General features: G+C 35.3%; 2 protein-coding genes. One reads left to right on the forward strand and one right to left on the reverse strand.

All coding sequences use genetic code 11. The features are described from left to right. Positions 1-243: 243 nt before the first annotated feature. Entirely contained in the window at positions 244-957 is a 714-nt protein-coding gene (gene rpiA, locus AFK68_RS00425; protein WP_094670766.1) for a ribose-5-phosphate isomerase RpiA, read from the reverse strand. Between the two features lie 79 nt (positions 958-1,036). On the opposite strand from rpiA, the gene AFK68_RS00430 reads away from it, so the two are divergent. After that, positions 1,037-1,937 (forward strand): tetratricopeptide repeat protein (locus AFK68_RS00430; protein ID WP_143437368.1); only part of this gene is annotated, 901 nt, incomplete at its 3' end.

Below are 1,937 nucleotides of genomic sequence, written 5' to 3' on the forward strand. Positions count from 1 at the left end.
ATTATAAAACTCACATAAATCGGTACATTGCAATTACAGCAGCAATATTTTTCATCTAAAGTCTAATCTAAAGAGTTGGTCTACTTAATTCAAGTAGACCAACAAAAATGCAATTTTTATTATTATCTTTTGCATTATAGGTTTCATACCCTACCATTACTTGTAATTTATAAAATTGCTTGGGGTTATTAAGACACCAAATAACTAGGTCTTGGCTACCCCAACCCCATTTTCTTAACTTTGTTAAGAAATTTCCCTAACTATTGGTTGCCCATCCTGAATTTCTCCTACTAAAATTACATCCGCAACCCCTACAAATAAACCATTTTCCAAAACGCCAGGAATATTATTTAAACTTTTTTCTAGCTCCGCAGGATTATCAATAGAATCAAACTTGACATCAATAACCAGATTACCTTCGTCAGTTACTACAGGACCAGCTTTCTTCACCCCCATTCGTAATTCTGGTTGACCACCCAGTTTTTCTATCGCCCGAATCACAGGAGTTATTGCCATAGGTATAACTTCCACTGGCAACAAAAAGGTAGAACCCAATTTATCTACTAATTTAGAACTATCTACTACCACAATAAACTTTTCTGCCAGACAGTCCACAATTTTCTCGCGAGTATGAGCTGCTCCACCACCCTTAATGAGATTTTTCTGTGGATCAACTTCATCAGCACCATCAATGGCAATATCCATATGGTCAACTTCATCAAGACTGATTAATGGCACACCATATTGTTTAGCTAATACAGTTGACTGGAAGGAGGTAGGGATACCTTTAATGTCTTTGAGTTGACCACTTTGGAGGCGTTCTCCCAAAAACTGAATCATGTAGGCCGCGGTTGACCCAGTACCTATACCAACTATCATTCCAGATTTTACTCGGTCGGCGGCAGCTTTGCCGACTTGTTGTTTCATTAACTTAGTGGGGTCTTGTTCTGTGACCATAGTCTATACTCCTTACCTTAAATCCAATAAAATTACAAGCATTGTCTCACTTTACCGCTATGAGGGAACGGATTCGAAAATGTTAGCTGAAAATTATTTCAACACAGCGAATCAATTGAAAGATTCTGGACAACTTTATACAGCGATGATTGCTTATCAAAAAGCTTTGAGTATTAAACCAGATTATGTTGAAGCTTACAAGAAGTTAGCTGAAGTATACTTGATGCAAGGAAATTTTGATGCAGCTATTTCTGCTTGCCAAGAAGCAGTTAAAATTCAACCGCATTTTGCTTCTGCTTATTTGACTTTAGGGAATATTTTTCAAAGTCAGAATTTATTTGAACAGGCAATTAATACTTATCATCAGGCGTTAAAATTTCAGCCAATTTTTGCAGAAGTTTATGCTAATATTGGCAGTGTTTATTATAAACAGAGGGATTTTAATTTAGCTATTTTAAATTATCAAACAGCTTTAGAGATTAATCCAAAGTTGGCATCTGTGCAGTTGATGTTAGGAAATGTATTTGCTCAGATAGGGGAATTCGATCGGGCAGTTTATTGTTATCAAAAGTTGCTGCAAATTCAACCAGAAGATCCTAAAGCTTATTTCAAGTTGGCAGAGGTATTTGCTCTGTATACAAATCTTGAACCAGCTTTTGATTATTATCAAAAATCTTTATCTATTCAACCAAATTATCGGGAAGCTTTTGCCAAGTTATATAAATTGCTCAAACCTGAAACTACGGAGCAGGAATTGGAGGTATTATTTACTGAATGGCAAAAACTCGCAAGGGAGAATAATCAGAATATAAAGCAATATATTGATTCAGTAATTCAGGAAAAATCTACGAATTTTATAGAAGAGGAAAAATTTAGAGGAGAACAAAATAGAGAAGTTATTATTTCTGATGGAGAACATGGAATTAAACCTGCTACTTTTAATTTAATTCCAGAGAAAAAAGTGGAGAGTTTCGAGAATA

The organism is Hydrocoleum sp. CS-953, from assembly GCF_002260545.1.
GTDB lineage: Bacteria > Cyanobacteriota > Cyanobacteriia > Cyanobacteriales > Microcoleaceae > Trichodesmium.